At 34.9% G+C, this 20747-nt stretch carries 22 protein-coding genes and 1 riboswitch; of the genes, 15 read left to right on the top strand and 7 right to left on the bottom strand.

Annotated elements, in window-relative coordinates:
* The first annotated feature begins 23 nt into the window (after positions 1 to 23).
* The 5 genes from LV842_RS12710 (at position 24) to LV842_RS12690 (ending at position 4791) form a co-directional block, all read left to right on the top strand.
* On the top strand, positions 24 to 377 hold the full coding sequence (locus tag LV842_RS12710; protein ID WP_233111826.1) for a DUF2200 domain-containing protein: 354 nt from the start codon (positions 24 to 26) through the stop codon (positions 375 to 377).
* A gap of 89 nt (positions 378 to 466) precedes the next feature.
* Positions 467 to 594: riboswitch (FMN riboswitch) on the top strand.
* A gap of 92 nt (positions 595 to 686) precedes the next feature.
* Positions 687 to 1337, top strand: coding sequence for a 3,4-dihydroxy-2-butanone-4-phosphate synthase (gene ribB / locus LV842_RS12705; RefSeq protein ID WP_233111825.1), 651 nt, complete (start codon positions 687 to 689; stop codon positions 1335 to 1337).
* Positions 1338 to 1482: 145 nt separating this feature from the next.
* A complete protein-coding gene (locus LV842_RS12700; RefSeq protein WP_233111824.1) occupies positions 1483 to 2481 on the top strand; it encodes a T9SS type A sorting domain-containing protein in 999 nt (332 codons plus the stop codon).
* Positions 2482 to 2618: 137 nt separating this feature from the next.
* The gene (locus LV842_RS12695) at positions 2619 to 3371 is read left to right on the top strand and encodes a DUF3575 domain-containing protein (RefSeq protein WP_233111823.1); all 753 of its coding nucleotides are present in this window, start codon (positions 2619 to 2621) and stop codon (positions 3369 to 3371) included.
* A gap of 127 nt (positions 3372 to 3498) precedes the next feature.
* A complete protein-coding gene (locus tag LV842_RS12690) occupies positions 3499 to 4791 on the top strand; it encodes an MFS transporter (RefSeq protein WP_233111822.1) in 1293 nt (430 codons plus the stop codon).
* Between the two features lie 60 nt (positions 4792 to 4851).
* On the opposite strand, the gene LV842_RS12685 is transcribed toward LV842_RS12690, so the two are convergent.
* Entirely contained in the window at positions 4852 to 5064 is a 213-nt protein-coding gene (locus LV842_RS12685; protein WP_233111821.1) for a hypothetical protein, read from the bottom strand.
* A 272-nt stretch (positions 5065 to 5336) separates the two neighbouring features.
* Between LV842_RS12685 and LV842_RS12680 the strand changes: the two genes are divergently transcribed.
* The 5 genes from LV842_RS12680 to LV842_RS12660 are packed head-to-tail and all read left to right on the top strand — an operon-like array spanning position 5337 to position 8777.
* A complete protein-coding gene (locus tag LV842_RS12680; protein ID WP_233111820.1) occupies positions 5337 to 6188 on the top strand; it encodes an alpha/beta fold hydrolase in 852 nt (283 codons plus the stop codon).
* The gene (locus LV842_RS12675) at positions 6188 to 6658 is read left to right on the top strand and encodes an RNA polymerase sigma factor (RefSeq protein ID WP_233111819.1); all 471 of its coding nucleotides are present in this window, start codon (positions 6188 to 6190) and stop codon (positions 6656 to 6658) included. The genes LV842_RS12680 and LV842_RS12675 overlap by 1 nt, the downstream gene beginning before the upstream one ends.
* Positions 6648 to 7241: a hypothetical protein gene (locus LV842_RS12670; RefSeq protein WP_233111818.1), complete on the top strand. Its 594-nt coding sequence runs from the start codon at positions 6648 to 6650 to the stop codon at positions 7239 to 7241. The genes LV842_RS12675 and LV842_RS12670 overlap by 11 nt, the downstream gene beginning before the upstream one ends.
* Positions 7238 to 7852 carry a class I SAM-dependent methyltransferase gene (locus tag LV842_RS12665; protein ID WP_233111817.1) on the top strand — a complete coding sequence of 205 codons (615 nt, stop codon included), beginning with the start codon at positions 7238 to 7240 and terminating at the stop codon, positions 7850 to 7852. The genes LV842_RS12670 and LV842_RS12665 overlap by 4 nt, the downstream gene beginning before the upstream one ends.
* 52 nt (positions 7853 to 7904) lie before the next feature.
* Positions 7905 to 8777 carry a CPBP family intramembrane glutamic endopeptidase gene (locus tag LV842_RS12660; RefSeq protein ID WP_233111816.1) on the top strand — a complete coding sequence of 291 codons (873 nt, stop codon included), beginning with the start codon at positions 7905 to 7907 and terminating at the stop codon, positions 8775 to 8777.
* 59 nt (positions 8778 to 8836) lie between these two features.
* Here the strand turns inward: LV842_RS12660 and LV842_RS12655 are convergent, their stop codons facing one another.
* The 4 genes from LV842_RS12655 to truA all read right to left on the bottom strand — a co-directional run bounded on the left by LV842_RS12655 (position 8837) and on the right by truA (position 12964).
* Entirely contained in the window at positions 8837 to 10597 is a 1761-nt protein-coding gene (locus LV842_RS12655; RefSeq protein WP_233111815.1) for an ABC transporter ATP-binding protein, read from the bottom strand.
* 128 nt (positions 10598 to 10725) lie between these two features.
* Positions 10726 to 11496, bottom strand: a complete 771-nt coding sequence (locus LV842_RS12650; protein WP_233111814.1) for an alpha/beta hydrolase — start codon at positions 11494 to 11496, stop codon at positions 10726 to 10728.
* 85 nt (positions 11497 to 11581) lie between these two features.
* Complete coding sequence (locus LV842_RS12645; RefSeq protein ID WP_233111813.1) at positions 11582 to 12169, bottom strand: Crp/Fnr family transcriptional regulator; 588 nt, start codon at positions 12167 to 12169, stop codon at positions 11582 to 11584.
* Between the two features lie 60 nt (positions 12170 to 12229).
* Entirely contained in the window at positions 12230 to 12964 is a 735-nt protein-coding gene (gene truA / locus LV842_RS12640; RefSeq protein WP_233111812.1) for a tRNA pseudouridine(38-40) synthase TruA, read from the bottom strand.
* A gap of 108 nt (positions 12965 to 13072) precedes the next feature.
* Here truA and lpxK point away from each other — a divergent pair, with 108 nt between their 5' ends.
* From lpxK to LV842_RS12615, 5 genes are all read left to right on the top strand, one after another.
* Entirely contained in the window at positions 13073 to 14098 is a 1026-nt protein-coding gene (gene lpxK / locus LV842_RS12635; RefSeq protein WP_233111811.1) for a tetraacyldisaccharide 4'-kinase, read from the top strand.
* Complete coding sequence (locus tag LV842_RS12630; RefSeq protein WP_233111810.1) at positions 14082 to 14897, top strand: purine-nucleoside phosphorylase; 816 nt, start codon at positions 14082 to 14084, stop codon at positions 14895 to 14897. Before lpxK ends, LV842_RS12630 begins: the two co-directional genes overlap by 17 nt.
* A 103-nt stretch (positions 14898 to 15000) precedes the next feature.
* Entirely contained in the window at positions 15001 to 15516 is a 516-nt protein-coding gene (locus tag LV842_RS12625; protein WP_233111809.1) for a TlpA family protein disulfide reductase, read from the top strand.
* A gap of 85 nt (positions 15517 to 15601) precedes the next feature.
* Positions 15602 to 16699, top strand: a complete 1098-nt coding sequence (dinB, locus tag LV842_RS12620) for a DNA polymerase IV (RefSeq protein ID WP_233111808.1) — start codon at positions 15602 to 15604, stop codon at positions 16697 to 16699.
* A 44-nt stretch (positions 16700 to 16743) separates the two neighbouring features.
* Complete coding sequence (locus tag LV842_RS12615) at positions 16744 to 18216, top strand: alpha-amylase (RefSeq protein WP_233111807.1); 1473 nt, start codon at positions 16744 to 16746, stop codon at positions 18214 to 18216.
* A 149-nt stretch (positions 18217 to 18365) separates the two neighbouring features.
* Here the strand turns inward: LV842_RS12615 and LV842_RS12610 are convergent, their stop codons facing one another.
* Entirely contained in the window at positions 18366 to 19697 is a 1332-nt protein-coding gene (locus LV842_RS12610; RefSeq protein WP_233111806.1) for a carboxylesterase family protein, read from the bottom strand.
* A 73-nt stretch (positions 19698 to 19770) separates the two neighbouring features.
* Positions 19771 to 20673, bottom strand: coding sequence for a helix-turn-helix domain-containing protein (locus LV842_RS12605; RefSeq protein ID WP_233111805.1), 903 nt, complete (start codon positions 20671 to 20673; stop codon positions 19771 to 19773).
* Positions 20674 to 20747: the final 74 nt, after the last annotated feature.

Below are 20747 nucleotides of genomic sequence, written 5' to 3'. Positions count from 1 at the left end.
TTTACCACATCAAATTTTTAACAATGAAAAATAACGAAAGAGTCTATAAAATGTCCTTTGCAGGAGTTTATCCTCACTATATCACAAAAGCAGAAAAGAAAGGCCGCACCAAAGAAGAAGTGCACGAAATTATTTTTTGGTTAACCGGTTATGACGAAAAAAGTTTTCAGGAAATCTTGGAAAACAAAACCAATTTCAAAGACTTTTTTGAACAAGCTCCTCAAATCAATCCTAATGTTTCATTGATAAAAGGCGTTATCTGTGGATATCGTGTTGAAGAAATTGAAGAAGAGCTTATGAGAAACATCCGCTATCTCGATAAACTGATCGATGAATTGGCAAAAGGAAAATCTATGGAGAAAATCTTGAGAAAATAAATAATAATTCCGAAATTAGCAGTCTGTGCGTTAAACAAAAAATTAATGAATTAAAAATTTAAACAAGACATACAGTAAAACTTAGTATAAGTTTTCTTCGGGGCAGGGTGCAATTCCCTACCGGCGGTTACAGTCCGCGACTCCTTTCTTTTTTGAGAGGACTGATTTGGTGAAATTCCAAAACCGACAGTTAGAGTCTGGATGGGAGAAGAAAATGAAACAATCAGTGAGACTATTTCGATAGACTCATTGTGTTGTATTTCATTTCCATGTACCGAAGTGTATTTTAACTTTTAAAAGTAAAATAACATGGAAAAATTATTAGAAAAATTCGGAGCAAGTCCGATAGAACGTGTAGAAAAAGCACTTCTTACATTACAACAAGGCAAAGGAATTCTTTTAGTAGATGATGAAAACCGCGAAAACGAAGGCGATATCATCTTTCCCGCCTCTACCATCACAGAAAAAGACATGGCACTTTTGATCCGCGAATGCAGTGGAATCGTTTGTTTATGTATTTCTGAAGAGAAAAGCAAGCATCTCAATCTTCGTCCGATGGTAGAAACCAACAATTCTAAAAATCAAACTGCATTTACCATTTCCATAGAAGCAAAAGAAGGAGTAGAATCCGGAGTTTCTGCGAAAGATCGTGTGACAACCATTAAAACTGCTATTGCAGAACATGCTTTGGCAGACCATATTGCAAGTCCGGGACATGTTTTCCCTTTAGTTGCCAGAAAAAATGGTGTCTTTGAAAGACGTGGCCATACAGAAGGAAGTGTAGATTTAGTGCAGCTTGCCAACCTGGGAGATGATGCTGTACTTTGTGAACTGACCAACGAAGATGGAACCATGGCAAGGCTTCCTGAAATTGTAGATTTTGCAGAAAAAAAAGAAATGACCGTGGTGACCATCGACGATATTTATCATTATCGTACAATGTTAATCAGCCAAAATTAAAATAAAAAAATTTAGCGCACAGAAAAGGCCGTTCAATAATTTTGAACGGCTTTACTTTTTGACTTATCATTAAAATCAAATTATGATTAAATAAAATATATTTTCAAACCCGAGTTTTTAATTATATTTATTGAAATTTCTAATCATGAAAAAAACACTACTTTTTATGCTTGCGTTTTCTGGTTTATGTTCAGCGCAAACTATCATTACGAAAGCATTTAACGACCCTCTTGTAGGTGATATTGTGAATAATTTTGTGGTCAACGGAACGGTTGATAATTCTGCAACAGGAGCCAATACAACCTTCAACAACGCATCTTTGACACAAGGAGCGGCTTCGCAGGTAACTTATATTGCTCCTACTCCTTCTGAAATTACTACATACCCCGGTTCTACCATAAAAATGATTGACACAGGGAATTCTATTTTATATAAAGCCTCAGCGACCAAGCTTGAAATTACGGGCGTGATTACTCCGGATGCTACTTTAAATTTTGCTGCCGATAACGGAACATTTATTACCTATCCTGCAAGTTTTGGATATACCAACTCTGATACCGCAAAAGGAACTTTTACTTCAACAGCAGCTTCTGGATTATTTAAAGGAACCATTGTAACGACAGCAGATGCTTCAGGAACTCTGAATGTGGGTCCGAAAACCTACACCAATGTTTTAAGAATAAAATCGGTTCAGAATTTCAACTTATATCAATCTACAGATGTCAACTATCTTATCCCTATCGGAACTGTTGTAAATACAGCATATACCTATTTTGACAGCGTTCACAAATTTCCCTTACTAAGTTCTACCAATGGAACACTCAACGTTCCGATATTGAGCATTAACCAGACAACCAGCGGAGCCCAAGCTCTAAACGAAGTTTTTTTAGCAGTAAATGACAACTTAGTAAAAAAACAAAACTTTAAGATCTATCCTAATCCCGCACAAGATTTCATTCAATTTCAAGGAGAAACAAAATCGTATTCAACAGCAAAAGTATATAGCTTAGATGGAAAACTGGTAAAAACCGCAGACATCCACTCAGGAAAAATACAGATTTCTGACTTACCACCTGCTGCCTATTTTATTGAAGTTTCAGGAAAAGATGCTCCAGCAGAAACAACCAAACTGATTAAAAAGTAGAAAATTCATAAAACAATAAATATTTTTCACGAATTTACTTTCTGAAACCTTATCTAATGGGTTAAATCGGATAACTGTTAGAAATTTGCCCGTTTTTTGCATTCCGTTTTAATACCAACATCTTAAAATATAAAATCATGAAAAAATATTTCATTCTCCTTCTTTGTTTTATTTTTTCGGGAATACAAGCACAGGAAGAATCAGGAGCTGTATCTTCAGAGAAGATGAATATCGTGAAAACGAATGTTACAGCTTATGCTTTCAGAAACATCAATCTTTCTTATGAAAGAGCGTTCAACCAAAGGCTTTCGATCAATATGGGATTTGGAACAATGCCGGAAGGAAAAGTTCCTTTTATCAATTCTTTTTTGAATGATGACGATGAAAAAAGATTTCAGAATCTTGAAGTAAAAGCATTTAATTTCACCATAGAACCTCGTTTCTATATTGGTCATGGATATGGTAAAGGATTTTATTTTGCTCCATATTACCGCTATTCAAAAGTAACTTCTAACACTTTCGATTTTTATTATGATTACAGGCTTAATGGAAATACCTTTCAAATCCCTATAAAAGGTTTTGGAAATACGAACGGAAACAGCGGAGGTTTAATGGTCGGTGTACAGTTTTTTCTCACAAAAAATCAAAATTTAGTATTGGATTTCTGGATTGCAGGAGCCCATTACGGAGCAGGAAAAGGAGACTTTACCATGACCAGCGATGTCGTTTTGACACCCGATATGCAGGCTCAACTGAAAAAAGAAATAGAAGATCTCGACATTCCTTATGTGAAATACACCGTAGAAACCAACGCCAACGGAGCCAGAGTAAAAGTAGACGGACCATGGGCTGGCTTTAGAAGTGGATTGTCTTTAGGATTTAGATTTTAGAAAATTTTATTTGAATATTTTTTGAAACCGTTCTTTTTTGGACGGTTTTCTTTTTAACTATAATTTTTATTCTGATTCTTATCATAATGGTTTTGATATTTAAACGAAAAAGAAATATCTTCAGCACATGAATTCATCACAGATCACCACCGCTCAAAGAATCAAAGCGATCGTAGGCGGATCCATAGGAAATCTCGTAGAATGGTACGATTGGTATGCCTATGCTGCATTTGCCATTTATTTTTCAAATTCGTTTTTTCCGGATTCGGATCTTACAGCACAACTTTTAAATACCGCAGGAATTTTTGCTGTCGGTTTTTTAATGCGCCCTGTGGGAGGTTGGCTTTTCGGAAGTATTGCCGATAGAATCGGGAGAAAAAAAGCGATGACTCTTTCCGTTTTGCTGATGTCTTTTGGCTCTTTATTAATTGCCCTGACTCCCACTTATAAAACGATTGGTGTTTTAGCACCAATATTATTGCTGGTCGCAAGATTATTACAAGGTTTGAGTGTTGGTGGAGAGTATGGCGTTTCGGCAACCTACCTCAGCGAAATGGCGACCAGTGACCGAAGAGGATTCTATTCAAGTTTTCAATATGTAACGTTAATTGGAGGACAATTAATTGCATTGGGAATTCAACTGATTTTACAAAAATTACTATTAACAGAAGCTCAGCTTGAAGATTGGGGATGGAGAATTCCTTTTGTAATCGGAGCTTTATTGTCTGTGATTGCCTTATATTTAAGGGCAAACCTCCATGAAACCGAAGCTTTTGAAAATAAAAAAGACCTCAGCGAAAAGAAAAAAGGTTCCATCAAAGAATTATTAAAACATCCCAAAGCCTTATTAACAGTTGTAGGATTGACTTTAGGCGGAACATTGGCATTTTACACTTACACCACCTATATGCAGAAGTTTTTGGTGAATACCGTTCATCTTACAAAAGAAGAATCCACCCTAATTTCTTTTATTTCACTATTTATTTTTGCTTGTTTACAGCCGGTTTTCGGAGCTTTATCAGATAAAATAGGAAGAAGACCTTTATTATTGAGCTTCGGAATTTTAGGAACTGTTTTCACTTATCCTTTATTGAATGCTTTAAGTACAACCACTTCAATGTGGGGTGCGTTTTTCTTAATCATGGCTGCATTGATTATTGTAAGTGGCTATACATCTATTAATGCAGTGGTAAAAGCTGAACTTTTCCCTTCCGAAGTGAGAGCTTTAGGAGTTGGATTGCCTTATGCTTTAACAGTTGCTATCTTTGGCGGAACAGCGGAATATATTGCGCTTTGGTTCAAACAGGCCAATGTGGAATATTATTTTTACTGGTACATTACTATTTGTATCTTCTTTTCATTGGTAGTGTACGCCGGAATGAAAGATACTAAAGAAACTTCTACATTGGATAAAGATTGATCTTACTCAATAGCTATAACAACGGTGCGGCTCAGATTCTCTGAGCCGCACCGTTTATTTTTAATGATAAGCTTGTTTAAACTTTTCTAAAATATGGTCTAGATTATGTCGTTGAACATACACACTCTTTACATCTTCGTATCTGGGTGACTTATAAAAAACTTCATGGAAATCCATACTTCCGTTTCCTACTTTTACTACTTTCTGCACATCGATATTTAATTTTCTCAGTTCATCTTTAAAAACCTGAAATTCATCCTGGATATTCTTCATCTATATTTTTTGAATTTAATTTAAAATACATTTCACTCTCAATAATTAAACAAAAAGATTAATTATTTAATAAATTTAGTAATTTACCGCTATATAATTACCATACACGCAATCTTTTTTTCAAAAAAATATTTAAAATTCTCCAAACACCCTCCTTTTTACCCCCTTTTGCAAAGGAAAAAATAAGATTTTTAAAAAATTTTAAAAATAAGTGTAACATTTTTAAAAAGTTCGTCTCTAAAAGACAAATAAACCTTAAAAATTAAGAAAACATGAAAAAGTACAAAATCTTATTCGTTATCATTTTATTTTTTGCAGCTGTTTGTAATATTTTCGGACAGGAAAAAACATATCCTTTTGAAATTAAGAAAACAGGAAAAGGCAAACAGTCTTTAGTTTTTATTCCTGGATTTGCTTCTTCAGGAGATGTATGGAAGGAAACTACGGCAAAGTTTGAAAAAGACTTCACTTGTTATACCTTAACCATGGCAGGATTTGCAGGAATAAAACCCAATGCCAATGCAAGTTTTAAAGAGTGGGAAAAAGCCATCGCCGAATATTTAAAAAATAACAATATTGAAAAACCCATTATCATCGGTCACAGTATGGGAGGCGGTCTTGCTCTTGCCATTGCGGCAGATTATCCCGATTTGGCAAGAAAAATTATAGTGGTAGATACTCTTCCTTGTCTCGCTGCTCTATCAAATCCGAATTTTACTTCTAATGAAAACAACGACTGCTCTGCGACTGTAAATGCACTTACCGCAATGACTGATGAACAGTTCAGACAAATGCAGATGAACGCTATTCCACGGCTTTTAGCAGATACTTCTATGCAGGAAACTGTTGTTGGCTGGAGTATGAAATCTGACCGAAAAACTTTCGCAACCATGTACTGCGATTTTTCCAATACCGATCTTCGAGAAAAAATCAAAACAATACAATGTCCTGCTCTTATTTTGTTAGAATCCTATTTTGTAAATTTAAAACCGGCTATTGAAAACCAATATAAAAATTTAAAAACTGCAGATATGCAATTCGCATCAAAAGGGTTACACTTCATCATGTATGACGATAAAGATTGGTATTTTAATCAGTTAAATAATTTCTTATCCACGAAATAATGGTGTTTGAAGAGATATATGAACTCTATTGGCAGAAAATATTCCGTTTGTGTATGGGATATGTGAACAATACTGACCTCGCACAAGATCTGGCACAGGAAACCTTCATCATTGTATGGCAGCAGCTTCCTAAATTCAGAAATGAATCCGGTATCGGAACCTGGATTTTCAGAATTGCTTCCAACAATTGCCTTCGACAGATAGAGAAAGAAAAAAAATTTACCAAAACCGATTTACCTATCAATCTGGAAGAAAAAAAACAGGAATCACTGGAACCTCAGATCCAGATGCTGTATCAATTTATTTCAGAGCTTCCGGAGACAGACCGTATCATTATTTCTCTGGAACTGGAAGAAGTAAAACAGGCAGAAATTGCCAATATTGTTGGGCTTTCGGAAGCTAATATCCGGGTAAAAATTCACAGAATAAAAGAAAAACTCACCAAAAAGTTTAAAGAAAATGGATTCTAATATAGATTTTAAAAATATCTGGAAGCAGCAAACTTCCAACAAACCCAGTCTGGAAGAGCTATTGAGTAAACTAAAACGTTTTAAAAAAGACAATCTTCGGAAGCTCATTATGACCAATATCATGCTTATGGCCACCTGTGCAGGAATCGCTTTTATCTGGTATCGCTATCAACCTCAGCTGGCTACGAGCAAAATTGGAATTGTACTGATTATTTTAGCAATGGTCATTTTCCTGTCAGCTTACAACAGGCTGTTCATGGGGTTTTATAAAATTGATACGACTCAGTCTAATACGGAATATCTGCAACATTTATATTCAATAAAAAATAAGCAGAAATTCATGCAAACCACCATGCTAAACCTGTACTTCATCATGTTATTCCTTGGAATTTGCCTGTATATGTATGAATACACCTCCCGAATGACAATAACTTTTGCTGCCGTTGCCTATATTGCGGTCTTTATATGGATCGGTTTCAATTGGTTTTACATAAGACCCAAAACAATAAAAAAACAACAGGCTCATCTTGACGGATTAATTAATAAATTTGAAGAACTTAACAATCAATTAAAAAATTCATGAATTCTTCTGACCATAAAAATCACTGGGAAAACGTATATGAAACCAAAAATCCGGATCAGGTAAGCTGGACACAGAAAAAGCCTCAGACTTCCTTAGATTTTATCAATTCTTTCGGATTGGGAAAGGAAGCCAAAATCATTGATATTGGCGGTGGAGACAGCAATCTTGTCGATTTCCTTCTTGAAGAAGGCCATGAAAATATTACGGTTCTTGATATTTCAGCCAAAGCATTAGAAAAAGCCAAAGAAAGACTTGGAAATAAAGCTGAAAATGTAAAATGGGTGGTCACCGATATTACGGAATTCCAACCTGATGAAACCTATGATATTTGGCATGACAGAGCTGCTTTCCATTTTTTAACAACGCCCGAACAGATTTCAAAATATGTTGAAATTACAGAAAAAGCGGTTTCAGAATATATGATTCTAGGAACATTTTCAAAAAATGGCCCTTTAAAATGCAGTGGATTAGACATTAAACAATATGATGAGGATTCAATAACAGCACAATTTAAAGAAAGCTTTGAAAAAATTGATTGTAAACTTGAAGATCATACCACGCCTTTTGATACGGTACAGAATTTTATTTTTTGCAGTTTTAAAAAGAAGTAATACAATTTGTAACAAAATCAATTAAACAAAAACCTATCGATAAAACGCAAACGTGACGTATTTTCTAACACTAAAAAACGATTTCCTCGACCTCATCAGCTTCATCAAAAAACCTAATGATATTCAGATAAAAATAACTCCTCGACAGAAGTTATTACTGATTTTCAATCTGTTGATCATTGAGATCATTTTTTCTTTACTTTTTGTGTTTCCTGCAAATTATATTGCTGAAAAATTTATCAACGTAAAAGAGACCGAAACTTTAAAAAATTTGACTCTATTTGGTGCTTTGTTTTTGGTCGTATTTCTTGCTCCTCTTCTTGAAGAATGGATTTTCAGGTATTCTTTACGGTATCACAAACTTTTTTCCAGTTTTATCAACAGAGAAAAATGGGACAAGATTTTTCCGTTTTTAGTGTATGCCTTCTCAATTGTTTTCGGATTTGTGCATTTAGATAATTACGTGAACGATTCATCGTTGTTTTATGCTTTGTCTCCTTTAATTATCATTTCACAATTATCAGGAGGACTTATGCTAAGCTACATTCGTATACGGCTTAATATTGCGTATAGCTTTTTGTATCATGCCATCTGGAATGGGTTATTTGCTATTGTTGTTCCCTCTATTTTTCTTCTTTTCACTCCTCCATTTGTTGATCAAACTACAAGTTATGATTTAAAAATGGAGCAAAAAGTTTTCGTCAGTACAAGAGAACCCATATTTCTTACAGTCAGCATCTCAAAAAATAAGATCTACAGTCTTAAAGGAAACCAATATCAGTTTCAAAGGTTACTCGATTATATTTACGGTAAAGAAAAATTTTATGTTGATGAAGGTTTAATCAATATTCAGTTTACATCAAAAAAGGGAATTTCAAAAGAAGATTTTTTAAAAATCTTGCAAAAGGAATACGACATCAGATAAAAAATAAAGGTTAAAATCAACGTTGATTTTAACCTTTATTTTTATGTTTACATTATACATTATTTTGAACTTTCCTCTTCTTCCAATTCCACTTCATGTCTCAGCTGCGCTTTATACAACGTTGCATAATATCCGTTTTTATCCAAGAGTTCCAAATGTTTTCCTTCTTCCACAATTTTTCCATGCTCCATTACTATGATTTTATCCGCTTTTTCAATGGTTGAAAGTCTGTGCGCAATAATAATTGACGTTCTGTTCTTAGTAATTTTTTCTGTCGCTCTCTGAATTAATTTTTCACTTTCATGGTCAATAGAAGATGTTGCTTCATCCAGGATCAAAATTTTCGGATCAGATAAATACGCTCTTAAGAAAGATAATAATTGTCTTTGTCCCAAAGAAATCGAGGAACCTCTTTCACTCACCACATAATCATAACCTCCGGGAAGCTGCTCGATAAACTGGTCGACTTCAATTTCTTTGGCTCCTGCTTTTATTTTCTCTAATGTAATGCTATCATCACCAAATGCAAGGTTTTCAAAAATACTTCCATGGAAAAGGAACACATCCTGCAATACAACTCCGATGTGGCTTCTCAGGTTATATAATTCATAATCTTTAAGGTTAACATCATCAATGAAAATATTCCCTGAATTGATGTCATATAATCTTGTAATCAAACTGATAATGGTAGATTTCCCCGCTCCGGTCGCTCCTACAATGGCAACAGTTTCTCCCGGATTTACTTTAAAATCAATGCCTTTTAAAACTTCCTGTTTCTCATCATACGCAAAACGAACCTCTTTGAATTCAATTTTCCCGTCAAAATGATCTTTTTCCACTTTCCCTGTATTCGGCATGGCATTGTCTTCATCCATTAAGCCCAACACTCTTTCTGCTCCCACAATCCCTCGTTGAATATTATTAAATCGATCCGCAATTTGCCTTAACGGACGAATCAGCATGGAAATATATTGAATAAAGGCAATCACAACTCCTGCACTGATCGTAATATACCCTCCATAGAAAAGAATAAATCCTATAAAAAGTGAAGAAATCAATTCAACTACAGGAAAGAACAACGAGAAGATAAATACCGTTCTCAACAATGCTGCCTTCAGGGTAATATTGATCTCATCAAATTTTTTAAACTCAGATTCCTGTCTGTTGAACACCTGAATAATCGGCATTCCGGCTAACCTTTCCTGAACAAACGAATTTTGATTGGCAGTCCAGTTTCTTTCATCACCAAAAGCTTTTTTCAGTCTTTTCTGGAAAAATCTCGTAATGATAACCATCAAAGGTAAAATTCCCAATGTAATATAGCTCAGATGAACGTTTGTACTGAACATCATGACCAATACAAAAACGATTCTCAATATATCACCAAAAACCATCAGAAACCCATCTGTATAAACTGTTGCAATGGTTTCAACATCACCAACTGCTCTTGTTACTAGCTGACCGATCGGAGTTTTATCAAAAAATGATGTTTTGAAATAAATAAGTTTAGCATAAAGCCTTTGTCTTATGTCCCGGATTACATTCTGAGAAATATAATTAGAATAAAAGACTAAAAAAAAGTTTAAAATAGTTTCTGCAAATACCAAACCTACTAAAATGTAGATATGTTTCATCATCAGCGCTTTATCTTGCAGCTTAGTGATATCGTTATCCACCACTGTCATCGTAAGATACGGTCTGTAAGTAGAAACCATTGCTAAAAAGATGGAGATGATCAGAGTAATGATGAACCAGGAACGGAACTTCATCCCGATAAAGAACAGCCTCTTGATAATTCCCCAGGTATCTTGTTTTTTCATTGTACGAATTGAAGAAAGAATAAAATAAAATTCTCTGCAAAAATAAGACTTTCTAATTTCCCAGTCTTTACAACTTCATTAAATACTCATGAAAATTTCAGATGGCTGTTATTTATGATATGAATATATTAATTGACCTTTTTCAGCCAATCTAAAACATATCCTGCTACTTCTTCCCATCCTTTTTCGCCTGCAATAAAGTGGCTTCTTCCCGGAAATTCTTTAAAATCTACCACACTTTTTTTATCTTTATAAGCCCCAGCAATTTTTCTTGAAAAATTGGCTGCAAAAATGTGATCTCTTTCTCCGGCGATGAACAACAATGGTTCGTGAGGTTTCTTTAGATCTAACTTTGCAGAAGATTTAAACAGTGGATCTCTGGCTAGTTTTCTGCTTTCAGGAGCAGCAACCGTTTCATATAGTTTATCACTTTCTTCTTTAGAATAATTATTGAAAAATGCTTTGTGATACCATTCTTTTGAACCCATAAACACTGTATTTCCTTTAAAGAAATTCACAACCGGCCAAACGATTTTTACAGTAGAAAAAGGAGCTATCACATTTTTTGGAGGAGCTCCGTCGATACTTACTCCGGCAACTGCTTTCCCCATATCAATAAGCTTCTGAACCATTAATCCTCCGAATGAATGCCCAATCACGATTGGCTTTTCAGGAAGGGTATCAATGAATCTTGATAAATGAGCAACCACATCATCAAAACCCACGTCTTTCAAATCAGACGGAATGTTTTTCTTTAAATCAATCGGATTTCCTGCGTGTCCAGGATTTGCAGGGGTGTGCACAGTATAACCTTGTGCTTCAAAGTACGTTTTCCATTCTTTCCAGCTTGTATTGTTCACAAATAACCCATGAATTAATACGATAGTTTTTGTTTTCATAACTTTTATTTTTTATTGGTTTTAAATTATGAGACAAAGTTCCGTGAATAAAATGAGGATAATTTTAACCTCGGTTAAAATCGTCCTACTTCCCCAAAATTCTTTTCCGGATTCTGCTTAAAGACGGTCCCTGTATTCCTAGATACGAGGAAATATGGTACAACGGAACATTGTTGAAAATATCAGGATGTTGTTTGATTAAGTCTAAATATCGCTCTTCAGCGGATTTGAATAAAAAGCCTTCAATTCTCGTCATGGTAATATTAAAGGCTTCCTGAGCCATTAATCTTCCAAACTTTTCCCACTGATGCGATTTCTGATACAACGAAAGCAAATCTGTATATCGGATGTAAATAATAGAAGCATCCGTTAACGCCTGCGTATGATAATCACATGGAATTTGGTTGATAAAACTTTTAAAGGAAACAACAAAACCGTTCGCCGAATACAGAAAAACATTTTTTTCTTCCCCAGTTTTTTCATCAATCGTATAGGAACGGAAAACGCCATCTACAATAAATCCGAAATAGGTACAAACCGTTCCCCGAAGATTATAAAAATCACCTTTTTTATATTCTTTGGGCAGCCAGAAACCTTCAGATAATTTAAAATCTTCCTCCGAGAGCCCGGCAAAATGCATCAAGGCAAAGGCAAGTTTTTCTGTTTCGTCCATGATTTTAGTTTTTATACAATTAAAAATGGTGACTTTGAAACATCAAGCCACCATTGTTTATTAATCAAATTCATATCCCACATCCACCAGATACAATCCATGAGCCGGTGCGGAAGTTCCTGCAGAATTACGATGTTTATCTTCAATTACTTTTCGTAAATCTTCCGGTTTTATTTTTCCTGAACCGATTTCTACCATGGTTCCTACAATTGCGCGTACCATATTCCGTAAAAATCGATTCGCAGAAACCGTGAATTTCAGTTCGCTCCCGTTTTGTTCCCACTCTGCCCTGTACATTTTGCAGATATTGGTTTTATTGTCGGTTTTTAATTTGGCAAAACTTGTAAAATCTTCATATTCGAATAAAATTTTACAAGCTTCATTCATTTTATCAATATCCAATCCTCGTTTCCAGTGCTGCCATGCAGATTCTGTAGTGAAAGGATTCTTTTCTAATGTAATATAATATTCATACGTCCTGTAAGTTGCATCAAAACGTGCGTGAAAATCATCTTTAACCTGAAAAATTCGTTTAATGGAAATATCAGGCGGCAGAAAGCTATTCAATCTTCTAGGAAGCTGATCATCCAATTCTTTTTCCGTATCAAAATGAGCAAAAATCTTCTTCGCATGGACTCCTGTATCCGTTCTTCCCGCTCCTGTTGTCTTAATTTCTTCCCTTAAAATCGTGGAAAGCGCTTTTTCCAATTCTTCCTGCACCGAAATTGCATCCGGCTGAATCTGATAGCCGAAATAATTTTTACCGTTGTAAGAAAATTCAATAAAATACCTCAATGTAATAGTTTAACTTTACAAAAATACTTTAATTTAATAAAATATTTATTGAAAAGTCGTTGTGAATATGAGACAAAATGATGTTGAAATTCCTATTTTTGCATTCGTATGAAAAGATGGTACCTTTATCCTTTTTCCCTCGGTTATCATTTGGTAACGGGTATCCGAAACACAATGTATGATGTAGGGATTTTTAAATCTACAAAATTCAAAACTCCGATTATCTGCGTCGGGAATCTTTCTGTGGGCGGAAGCGGAAAATCTCCTATGGTGATGTATCTTGCTCAGTTTTTATCAAAGCATTACAGAACCGGAGTTCTTTCGCGTGGTTACGGAAGAGTGACCAAAGGCTACGAAGTAACGAACTACGACAGCAACTATAAAATAGTGGGCGACGAAGCGATGCAACTATTTGAACGTTTCAAAAATCGTTTTGTAATTGCCGTTTCTGAAGAAAGAGTTCCGGGAGCGAAGAAAGTTATTGCTGACATGGATCTTAATGTTTTGGTTCTGGATGATGCTCTGCAACACAGAGCTATAAAAGCAGGATTCAATATCTTAATGACCGACTTTAATGATCCTTATTTTAAAGATCATTTACTTCCGGCTGGAGATTTAAGAGAATCCAGAGCAGGTTCCAGAAGAGCAGACATCATTATGGTCAGCAAATGTCCTGATGAACTGACTGAAGAAACCAAGCAATACTATATCTCGAGAATAAGACCAGATCGTACCCAGAAAGTCTTCTTTTCATCTATTAGCTATGATGAAAACGTCTACGGAAAAGAGAAAATACTTCCGGACAACAACCTGAATTACTATGATATTTTATTAATTACAGGAATTGCCAATCCAAAACCGTTGTTACAGCATTTAGCAAAATTTTCACAAAGGGTAAAACATTTAAAATTCAGAGATCATCACAATTTTACGGATGATGATATTAAAAAAATTGTTGCTGAATACAAGAAACTGGGTGAATATAAATTAATCTTAACCACAGAAAAAGATTACGTACGTCTTAAAACTTTTGACTATCTTAGAGATATTGTTTACTACTGGCCTATTAATGTGATCATTGATAAGAAAGAAGAATTCAATCAAATCATCTTAGATTATGTTAGAAAAAATTAAGCAAACCGCAGAGTTTATCAAAAACATCATTCAAGAAACTCCTGATTTCGCAATCGTTTTAGGTTCCGGACTGGGAAAACTTCAGGATGAAATACAAGCTATTCATATTCTGGAATACAAAGATATTCCAAACTTTCCACAGACTACAGTTGTCGGTCACAGCGGAAAATTGATCTATGGAATGCTGGAAGGTAAAAAAGCATTGCTGATGAGTGGCCGTTTTCATTATTATGAAGGTCATTCTATGGAAGCCGTAACTTTTCCTGTCAGAGTTTTTCGTTTGCTAGGAATCAAAAACTTAATTCTTTCTAATGCTTGTGGCGGTGTAAATCCTAATTATAGTGTTGCCGATATTGTAATGGTAAAAGACCACATCAATATGATGCCTGAACATCCGCTTCGTGGTAGAAATATTGATGAATTAGGGCCTCGTTTCGTTGATATGAGTGAACCCTACAACAAAAAGATGATCTCTGTTGCAGAACAATCTGCCAAAGATCATAATATCAAAGTTCATCAGGGAATCTATGTTGCTTTACAGGGCCCTACTTTTGAAACTCCTGCAGAATACGGAATGATAAAAGCAATTGGCGGCGATATGGTTGGAATGAGCACTGTGCCTGAAGTTATTGTGGCCAAACATATGAATATGGATGTTTTTTGCGTTTCCGTGATTACAGACTTGGGAGGACCCGATATCGCATTCACCGTCTCTCATGAAGAAGTTTTAAATGCTGCGAATAAGGCAATGCCTAATGTGATTACTCTGGTAAAAGGTCTGGTGAAGAACTACCAATAAACCTTTATAGAAAATCTCAATTCATAAATTTTTCCTAATTCATAAGAAACCGATTTCAAATTGCGTTTCATTGTTTAGATTTGCATAAAATGAATTTGAAGAAATGAAAAAGTTAATATTGATTTTCACATTAAGTATTTTTGGGTTGAGCTATTCTCAACAGATACCCAAAGTTCTTAAAACCAGTTTTTCCAAAGAAGCATTACACCAGAAACTGGAAGATGAAGACGGAAAAAGTACTACTATTCAGCAAATTTTAGATCAACATAAAGGAAAAGTACTCGTGATTGATTTTTGGGCCGGATGGTGCAGAGATTGTCTGAAAGCACTTCCAAAAGCAAAAGAATTAGAAGAAAGCAATAAAAATATTGACTTCGTATTTCTTTCATTAGACCGTTCCAAAGAAGGCTTCGATAAAAGCCTGGAAAGATTTGAAATGAAAGATAAAGAAAACTATTGGTTTGCTTCCGGCTGGAAAAATGATTTCAATAATTATGTTGACCTCAACTGGATTCCGAGATACATGGTGATCGACCAGAAATCTTCGATTGCAAAATATTATGCTATCTCTCCTGAAGACCCGGAAATCCAGACTACAATTGATAAGCTTTTGAAATAATTTAAGTTGAGGTTGAGATTAAGACTCTTTAAATCTTAAATTTTAAATCGTAACAAAAAAATACAGGAATCCATATCTTTGTGATATGGATTTTCCTTTTCCGATACGCAAAATAATTCATGTCGATATGGATGCATTTTATGCTTCCGTAGAACAACATGATAACCCTGCATTAAGAGGAAAACCTATTGCTGTAGGCGGTGGACATCGTGGTGTCGTGTCAGCAGCCAGCTATGAAGCCAGAAAATTCGGAGTTCGTTCTGCAATGCCGAGTAAAACCGCAAAAGAAAAATGTCCGCATCTTATTTTTGTCCCTCCACGTTTTGCACGATATAAAGAAATCTCAAGAAAAATCCGGGAAATATTTTATGAATACACCGATCTGGTAGAACCTCTTTCTCTTGACGAAGCCTATCTTGATGTTACTGAAAATAAAAAAGATATAGAATCTGCAAATCAGATTGCAAAAGAAATCCGTCAGAAAATATTTAACGAAACCGGATTAACAGCTTCTGCAGGAATTTCTGTCAATAAATTTTTAGCCAAAGTCGCTTCCGATATTAATAAACCTAACGGGCAAAAAACGATTCATCCTGATAACATCGAAACTTTTTTAGAAGAACTTCCAGTCGAAAAATTTTACGGGGTAGGAAAAGTGACGGCTAATAAAATGTTTAGTCTGGGAATTTTCAAAGGAAAAGATTTAAAGAAAAGATCGATTGAGGATTTAACACGAATGTTTGGGAAATCCGGTGGATATTATTACAATGTCGTTCGCGGAATTCATCATTCTGAAGTAAAACCTCATCGGATTCAAAAAAGTGTAGCGGTGGAAAGAACGTTTTTTGAAGACCTTTTTGATGAACAGCAAATTAATGAAAGACTCGAAAATTTAAGTACCGAACTTCATTCAAGATTACAAAAAAACAATATTCTCGGACGAACCTTAACTTTAAAAATTAAGTATAAAGATTTCTCTCTTTTTACGAGAAGCGTTACCAAAGAAGATTATTTTTCTTCGGCAGAACAATATTTTAATACCGGGAAAAAGCTTTGGGAACTTCGCCCTTTTGATAAGCCTGTTCGTTTGTTGGGGCTGTCTCTTTCTCATCTCAATACGGAAGAAAAAAAACTGGTTTCCGTTCAACTAAAAATACCGTTTAAAGAATTTGAAGATCAGTAGTTTATAAATTTTCACTACCTTGTAGAAACCAAATTCTACAAAGTATGAACCAGACCATCATTCAATTTTTTCACTGGTACTCGGAAGGAAACGGAAAACTTTGGCAAGAAGCTGAAAAACAGGCGAAATATCTAGCAAAATTAGGAATTACTTCAGTCTGGCTTCCTCCCGCCTACAAAGGGGCAAACGGAGGTTATTCTATTGGTTATGATCCCTACGATCTTTATGATCTTGGAGAGTTTGATCAGAAAGGAACAATTCCTACGCGATACGGAACAAAGGATCAGTATTTAAACGCTATCAAAACTCTTAAGAAAAATAATATTCAAATCATCGTTGATATTGTTTTGGGGCATAAAGGTGGTGGTGACGAACTTGAAACTTTTAAAGTGGTGAAAGTTGATGAAAACAATCGTGAAAAAGTAATTTCAGATGTTTTTGAAATACAATCCTATACTAAATTTACTTTTGAAGCAAGAGCAAAAAAATATTCAGAATTTGAATGGAATTTTACCTGTTTCAGCGGAACCGATTATGCGGAAGGGATGGATAAACATATTTACAAAATTCAATCGGAATACGGAAATGACTGGGAAGAGATGATTGATGATGAAAAGGGAAATTATGATTACCTTATGTTTAATGATATCGAGCATCGAAATCCTCATGTACGTGAAGAGCTGAATCATTGGGCAAAATGGTATTTTGATCAAACTGATTTTGACGGAGTAAGGTTAGACGCTTTGAAACATATTTCTTTTGATTTTTACAAAGAATGGCTCACTTTATTGCGTTCCAATTCCGGAAAAAACATTTTTGCCGTGGGTGAATATTGGGCTCCCGGACATTTGCATCTGCTTCAAAAATATATTGAAGTTACGGAAGGCTGCATGAGTTTATTTGACAGTTCTTTACAAAATAATTTCTATAATGCATCCAAGGAAGGCAGTTCCTATGATTTACGAAATATTTTCGATGATACTTTAACTCTAGCGGATCCTATACATTCTGTTACTTTGGTGGATAATCATGATACACAACCTCTACAAAAACTGGAAGCACCTGTCGAATCCTGGTTTAAACCTATTGCTTATGCCTTGATTTTACTTAGAGAAAAAGGTTATCCGTGTGTTTTTTATCCTGATTTATATGGAGCTCATTATATTGATAAAGACGGAGCAGGTAATGATCAGGAAATTTTCTTACCCAAAGTTGATCACCTTGAAGAATTATTAAAAGCAAGAAAAGATCATGCGTACGGAATTCAAAGGGATTATTTTGAAGATGCCAATTGTTTAGGCTGGACTCGTGAAGGAAATGAAGAACATCCCGGATGTGCTGTTGTAATCAGTAATAAAGATACTTATAACAAACCTATGGAAATCGGAAAGCAATATTCCGGAAAAAGATTTCATGATCTGTTAAAACGGTTCAAAGAAAAAATTACTATCGATGAAAATGGTTGGGGCAATTTTCCTGTTCCGGCAGGAAATGTTAGTGTTTGGGTAGCCGAGTAGCTTTATAGAGAAGGAGGAAGACAAATTCATTTATATCCACAATGCTTGTCATTCCTAAGCTAATATTTTTTACAATTGCATCTCTACAGTGATCGTCTAGATTCCTACGGAATGACAACTATTACAAATATTTTATCAATAAAATAAATCTAAACTTTTCTAATCTTAAGAATTTCAGGTCTTTCAGAATCGTCAGAAATTTTTCCGGTTCTGGCAAATTCAGCCCATAATGAACGAAGCTTTTTACCGTTTTCCCGAATATATTCCCAAGGTAGATCTTTTAATAGCTGTGATGCTTTCCATGCCGATTCATTTTCAAAAACAAAAGGAAGATCCATACAATGAGATGCTCCAATATAATTGCTTTTTAGTTTGGAATGAAGGGTAAACTGATAAATATTTCCGCCTCCTTCCGCATAGTTTCGGGCAAAAATATTTGCAGGCTTTTCATAGATGGATTCTGTAGTTTTTCGAACGATCACATCAAGGATTTTTTCGTGCAGGTAAGTATACAATCCTTTTTCAGCGGTCTTCACATAGAAAGCGGTTTCATCATGATTGGAGCCAATCAATACATCATATTTCTTTGCGTTTTCTTTCCATTTCAAAAGACTTTCTTCTTCGCTGCATAATGGAGAATACCCATATTGTGTACAAAAAGGCATGGAAGTTTTTAAACCATACCTCATCAATGACGGTAAGAATTCGGAATAACTTTCTGTCATTTTTAAAGAATCAATTTCATCTTTTAAGAATTCTGTTTTCTGAAAGAATTCATGAGACATTCTGCTTCTTTTACTACGGAAACCCAATGGTGCACTCTGAATAATTAGTCTTTGAAATAAATTTTCAACTCCTTCTGAAATCATTAAATGAGCTATGGCATCTCCCCCGGAAGATTGTCCGAAAAGTGTAATATTTTCAGGATCTCCACCAAAACTTTCAATATTATTTTTAATCCATTTTAAAGATTCGATCATATCAAAAAGTCCCAAATTCGGAGGTCTTTTTTCATCGCCTCCTAAAAAACCCAACAGTCCCAAACGATAAGTTACTGCAACTACGATAATGTTTTGCTCTTTCACCCAGACCGAAGGATCTGAAGTGGGAAGATCTCCGCATCCTACCTCATAAGAGCCGCCATGAATCCAGACCACAACGGGCAGTTTTTCATTGTCATTAAAAATATCGGGGCGGGTAATGGTTAAAAATTGAGGAGATTCCTCAACCTGGAATTTTTCAATCTCTGTTTTTCCTATCAATCTTTCTAAAAGCGGACTTATTTTCTGTGGACAAACAGGTATTTTTTCAGGAAAAATAATATCTGAAGTCGCATATTCTACAGGAACCGGTTTTTGATATCTTTCTGATTTGGCATAGCGAATACTCTTGGCTTTAATAACTCCATTTTCTTTTAAAGCCAGAATTTTCCCAAAAGAGGTATGGAAAGTATGGGTTCCAAAGTTTTGCTGTGATGTCATTTGGTCTCAAGCATTTAGCTTTTCAACTTCAATTTACAATTTTTTTTAATTTAGAACATCAGTGAATTCATTTTTAGTTTAAATTTTTAAATTCACTCGGAGATACTCCCACTTTACTTTTGAATAGCCTTGTAAAATGCTGCGGATATTTAAATCCTAAATCATAAGAAATTTCACTGATCGATTTTGAGGGCTGTACAATCTGCTCTTTGGCAACATCAATTAATTTATTATGAATATATTCCTGTGCAGAAATTCCTAGCTCTTTTTTAATCAAATCACCAAAATAATTTGCAGAAAGATGAAGTTGTTCCGCAAAATAATTAACCATAGGAAACCCAAGATTTTTAGGTTTGTCGGATTTCAAATATTCATCCATTAATTTTTCAAACTTCCCGATCACTCCCTGATTCACATGATCTCTCGTAATAAACTGACGATCATAAAAACGCATGCAGTAATTCAAGAACAATTCTATATTATTAACAATTAATGATTTGCTATGCTTATCGATCGTCTGTCCGAGCTCGTGTTTTATATTTTTAAAGCATTCCAGAATAATTTCTCTTTCTTTTTCTGAAAGGTGTAATGCTTCATGTACATCGTAAGAAAAGAAATTATAGTCTTTGATATTTTTACCCAAATTTGTTCCTTTCAATAAATCAGGATGGAAAATTAAAGCAAAACCTGCAGGCTGAATATATTTACCTTTGTTGTAAATCCCATACGTTTGTCCGGGTGCGATAAAAACTAAAGTCCCTTCCTGATAATCATAGCTGTGTTTTCCATACAGCATATCTCCACACATCACATCTTTTAAGAAAACTGTGTAAAACCCAAATTGTCTCATATGCTGACAAACGGGATCAGATGTTGAAAAATCAATCACGCTTACCAAAGGATGTAAGGTCTCCTGATTGGTCATTTTATTGTATTCCGAAACACTGTTATAGATTTCAACTTCCTGATTTTCCATGAACTCCATTTTTATTTGCTACTTCAAAATTACCATTTTCTCCATTGATATTTTACAGTGTCGGTAAAATTGGT

Origin of the sequence: Chryseobacterium gwangjuense, from assembly GCF_021311115.1 — a bacterium.
Taxonomy (GTDB): Bacteria; Bacteroidota; Bacteroidia; order Flavobacteriales; family Weeksellaceae; genus Chryseobacterium; species Chryseobacterium gwangjuense.
Note: the sequence above shows the minus strand (reverse complement) of the source record. Positions and strands in the feature narration are given on the sequence as shown.